Source organism: Legionella drancourtii LLAP12 (assembly GCF_000162755.2).
GTDB lineage: Bacteria > Pseudomonadota > Gammaproteobacteria > Legionellales > Legionellaceae > Legionella > Legionella drancourtii.
Window position 1 is genome coordinate 107650 of sequence record NZ_JH413801.1, and the last position, 5309, is coordinate 112958.

Consider the following 5309-nt stretch of genomic DNA (forward strand, 5'->3'; position numbering starts at 1 on the left):
CTAGAGCAAGCTTGGCCTGGTTATGCCCTGATATGTTGTGAATTTATCCCGAACTAACGTTATCTTTGCGCCATTCGGTTAGGCTTCTTGAACACCTATGACATTGAGTTTTTCTGAGCGAACTCAGGGGGGCTTAACTCCACTTCAGATGTTTTTTCTGGTTCTTTATCTTTTATTTTATTCATTTTTTCTTTGAATTGTTGAAAGGTTCCTGATGCTTTCTTCTCGTCAACTATTCCATGATCAAGATAGACTTTCCCCTGCTGATAGCGATGTGAGGCTAGCGCTTCCAATACAGACTCTGATTGTTGAACAGCTCCGCGTTCTGAAATTGGCACATCATTACCAATGGCTCGTTCAATTTTATTTGCTTTGCTTTTCATGCCTATGGTAAAGGTACCGGCCTTATCACGATAGTTTTGCACAATACTTCTTAACTCCTCTATTGCAGGACTATTTTTCTGTATTGCTTCTAAATTAGAGTTTAATTCTGCTTTAATTTCTCTAAAACTATCTATGCCCTTAGCGTTATCAAGTTTGTGCTGATATTCCTGAACGAAGTTATTCATTTGCTGATCATTAGGACCAAAGCGGGTAACCTCTATTTTTTGCAATACAGCTTTACACTCTAAATATTCTTTTACTTCATCTAATCTAAAGATATTTTTTGTTCTGCTAATATTGCTGTACATTTTTTCAATAAATTTGTCTAGATTTTTATCATTAAGTTGGATTCCTCGATCTTTGATTTCGCTTAATGCGGTTAAACACGTTTCTTTTTTGGAGGCTATTAATTCGTTACTGATCTCATCTCTAATTTTTATCAGCTCATTAAAATCATAATGCTCAAATCCATCTTTATATTTGGTGTTAAAAGTAGAACTATCTCCTTTTAGGTTGGCGTCATTCCCTTCGGTTTCACGAGCTTGCAGTTGTTGCAACGCTTCATTACATTCCTTAATTAGTTGATATTTCCCTATACTTTCTTCACCTTCTTGTCTTTGATACATCTCTTGATGATAGCCCTTTAACTCTGCCTGCAATTTGTTTTGGTTTTTGGTAACGTTAACGCTTAAGCCAGATAATTTATTCCACATGGTGCTTAAATCTTCAGCTATTGCTGCTGTATAGCCTGGATTTTCATTTAATTCTTTTGATTTAACAATCGCCCAAGCTTTTATTTCATTAGCCTGCGCTTTATAAGTCTTATATTCAGAGGGAGGGCAATTGTCTTTTATTAGCTTATCAATTGCAGACAGAGAACGTAATAGTTCATTAATCTTAGTCATATTAACGGTATTTGTTGGTGCAATTTCTCTTACTTTTTCATCAACTAAATTCACATCAATTACAGGTCGAGCATGAAAATAATGAACCCCATTTTCGAGTACATGTGCCTCATAAGTCATTTGAGTAGGGGGAATTAAGAACTCTTTCTCCGTGGGATATCTTGATAATGGCCCTACATATTTTCCTTTAAGGCCTGTATAGGTAATAGCCACTTTATTTTTGAATGCTAACGCAGGCTCTTCGCCAGTACTAATAAATCCTCGAACTATTTCAGCACCACCTTCTTCAGCTATTTTAATACGTTGTTCTAATTGAGCTTTATCATATACCCCTTCATACCGAAAAGAGCCATCGAGATCCATATTTGGTGCCTGAGCAAGTGCTTGTCCGCACATAGCACTATGGATGATAACATCTTTTATTTCTGCTGGTGTTTTATTTTTAAAGTTATAATATCCACGCAAGAAAGGATTCATTTCATTATAATAATTCGTAGAATAGATGTTAAGTGCTAGTTTTTCTGCATAATGCATATCGTTAAATACGCCCTTGGGATCTATTGATTTTATATATTCTTCTGTAGGATATTCACCGTGTTCATTTTGCGGTTTTACTTCGGATACATTCTCGCAATACTGTTCATATTGCGCCAAGTCACTTTGACTGAATGTCAGATGATCTAAATTGGCATGAGCTACGATTTCAGTGAGATTATATTCTTGGCCTCTATTAAATTTAATGACCGTGCTCTTGTCTTCTGCCTGCACGCAAGTAAATGCTTCACCTGCCATCAATCTACGAGTTAATTCCTCATATTGATAGGTATAAACTGTTTTTGGTAAAGGTCCAAGACCTGGTGTGTATGTACTTACTTGGTTGTTAAGATGTTTAAATGTATCTATCACATCGATTACTTTACCTTGTTCAAAATGTTTTGATACTTCTTTAGGCGTAGGCATTTATACATTCCAAAAATAAATATATATATATAAATATGTATATCATAAACTCGATTTGGTCAATGTTTGCCTTTTTGGAGGTTAAAAAGTTCATATTGTGTTGTGAAAATTATTGGAGGAACAATTATCAATTCAACGTAATTCTGCGATAAGGGCTATAGATTCTTGTCTTTAAATGTAGATTTATGTACACTAAATGAATATATTGACTTTATTTGGTTCATGAAATGACGGAGTCTAATTCTAATAAAGCTAGTGCATCAATTTCTCAAAAAGTGGTTGGTTGGTTGTTTCGTGAACAGGAGCTATCTCTTGGGTTTTTAGAGTGGGTGAAGTTATTTTCAGCAACGCTCATTGTAAGAAATCGACAATTTTCACAAGATTTTTTTGATGCATTGTCTGAAAAAATATCCATATCTTTTGCTAACCCTGATTTAAGTGATTTAAAAAAAGACCTTATTCTTTATAGTGCACTGTCCTATATTGCTTTTGCAGATCCACAGGAAGGACAGTTTATAACCATCGCAGGAATAGACTACTCAATTCAAAAAATTGCATTAACATCTGGATGGATCAGTTCAACGTACTATGCATATGGCTTAACGGCCATAACAGATAAAAACGCTCAGTCTTTTTTAATCTTTCAAGGGACGACCACACCCGCGGATCATGGGTTTCTGGCCGGGATTTTGGCTGATACGAGACCTGTTGGTTCTGTTGGCACGCAATTATACGCTCGTGGTCAGGAAAAACTTCAAAACTGGATTGATAGTGAGTATAAGCGAACAAACAAACGGGTAATGTGTACTGGCCAAAGTTTAGGTGGGGCTATGAGTTTGCACGCGTATATACATCAGCCGGATGCAGTAGACTATTTTATAATGAATCCTCCAGCCCTTACTAGCCGTGAAAAAGAAATCTATGAAAACAGAAACTCAAAACGACTCCACGACACGAGTACTAGACGATTAACGGTAGTGTCACATCTAAACGATCCCGTATTGGGTTTAGGCAGCCTTTATATGCCCCAAGGCACAAAGGTTTATCGGCACGGGGATATACATGAAAACAGATTTTTTGCGCATGCCAAAACTCCTGATTGTCGTAAAGAGGCGCCAGAGCTTCAGTCTTTAGAACATGATAACACTAAGCGTGTTAAATCTTATTCTTGGAAAATAATAAAAACATTTTTATTCGTTGCTGTACTTATACTTCATGCAATAGCATTTCCAGTACGAATTATAGTCAAAATAGCAGAAATATTAACTATACCTAATCACAATAATAAATTAGAAACACTTGATAAGCATAGAAGCTCAGCTGAGCTGTATGAGGTGGCTGAGAGTGCCCAGTTTAAACCAGATATTCGATACCAGAGAACAGTTGCTCCTACTGCATCTCCTCGTTTTTTTTCACCACAACAAGATCCTATAATCACAGACTCAATAGAATCTGGGGCCGAGTTATCGAAAGCTGAGGGAACAACAGAGCTGGAAATCACCGGGTTCGGATTCTAAGGGCGCTTATTTCTTAGTGTTAAAAACCAATGAATCAATGTGGCCAGAGAGTCAAGAGTCAAATGGCACTAAGTCATGCTATCGCTTTGAAATAGAAAAAGTAGTGGGAACCTCATAATATCGCAATTTTTCCAATCAAAGGATTTTGTAATGTAGACGTGTACTAAATATACTAAACTTAATACTACGATTAGAAATACCCACGCAATTGGAAGGAGAAATAAAAAATGGATTTACAACTTCAGGATAAGACAGCCTTGGTTACAGGCTCAACTGTAGGCATTGGATTTGCAATCGCTGAACTTTTAGCAAAGGAAGGAGCTATAGTTATTGTCAATGGTCGTTCTCAGGAGCGCGTTGACCGAGCCATAGAACAGATACAAAAAAAAGTTCCCAGGGCAATGCTCAAAGCAGCCGTTGCTGATTTAGGTACCCAAGAGGGCTGTGATCAAGTAATTAAGCAATTACCAAAAGTAGATATTTTGATAAATAATGTGGGAATTTACGATGCGAAGCCATTTGTTGATATTTCTGATGAAGAATGGTTGCGTTTTTTTCAAATTAACGTCATGAGTGGCGTGCGTTTAAGCAGACATTATTTTACTCCTATGCTGAAACAAAATTGGGGGCGAATTATTTTTATTTCCAGTGAATCTGGGGTGCAAATTCCCAAAGAGATGGTTCATTATGGAATGACCAAATCAGCGCAAATATCTATAGCCCGCGGCATTGCTGAAACTGCAGAAGGCACCCAAGTTACAGTAAACTCCGTTCTTCCTGGCCCTACTAGAAGCGAGGGTGTTGATGAATTTATTAAAAGTATTGGAAAAGAACATAATCTAACCGCCAAAGAGGTTGAGGAAGATTTCTTTAAAACAGTGAGACCTACCTCATTAATTAAACGCTTTGAAAGCACCGAGGAAATAGCGAATATGGTCGCTTTTTTATGCAGCCCATTAGCCTCTGCAACAACAGGAGCCGCAATTCGTGTCGAAGGTGGGGTTGTGCGTTCTGTCACTTAAGAGTAAAGATTAAATTATGGGTAATTGCCTTGTTGAATCAATGGTCAGACTCGAATGGCACTTACTTAAGCTGTAAGTTTTTGAAATATAAATGAAAAAGCAAGTTTTCAATGATATTGATTTTTGCGTCGAAACAAAAAAACTATCAAGGAATACTTGCTTACATGAACATTAATACTAATTGTAATGATAATCAACAAAATACTATTCAACTACAAATAAACAATTCTAATTTAAATACATTTAGTCGTTTATTAGGCACAACCGAGTTATGTCCTATAGTCAATGAATTCGAGTCAAACCAGCGGAATCGTCTTTATCCTTCCTCTGTTACATTATCCATGTTCGTTACTCAAGTGTTGAGTGCAGATGGTTCCTGTCAGAATATCGTGAATGGTGCTGCTATTGACCGAATCAATACTCATCCCTCAGTGAGCAGTACGGCAACAGGAGGATATTGTCGAGCAAGGCAGCGCCTCCCACTACACATGATTTCCGGTTTAGTACATAAAACCAGTCAA

3 protein-coding genes and 1 pseudogene are annotated in these 5309 nt (G+C 37.1%); 3 read left to right on the top strand and 1 reads right to left on the bottom strand.

The genetic code is table 11. The features are described from left to right. Positions 1 to 95 precede the first annotated feature (95 nt). Positions 96 to 2249, bottom strand: coding sequence for an ADP-ribosyltransferase family protein (locus tag LDG_RS02965; RefSeq protein WP_006869641.1), 2154 nt, complete (start codon positions 2247 to 2249; stop codon positions 96 to 98). A gap of 227 nt (positions 2250 to 2476) precedes the next feature. On the opposite strand from LDG_RS02965, the gene LDG_RS02970 reads away from it, so the two are divergent. The 3 genes and pseudogenes from LDG_RS02970 to LDG_RS20665 all read left to right on the top strand — a co-directional run. Further along, entirely contained in the window at positions 2477 to 3766 is a 1290-nt protein-coding gene (locus LDG_RS02970; RefSeq protein ID WP_040534266.1) for an alpha/beta hydrolase-fold protein, read from the top strand. A gap of 227 nt (positions 3767 to 3993) precedes the next feature. Continuing rightward, positions 3994 to 4788, top strand: coding sequence for an SDR family NAD(P)-dependent oxidoreductase (locus LDG_RS02975; RefSeq protein ID WP_006869643.1), 795 nt, complete (start codon positions 3994 to 3996; stop codon positions 4786 to 4788). Between the two features lie 164 nt (positions 4789 to 4952). Then, positions 4953 to 5309, top strand: a pseudogene (locus LDG_RS20665) (IS4-like element ISCARN115 family transposase); the annotation flags it as partial.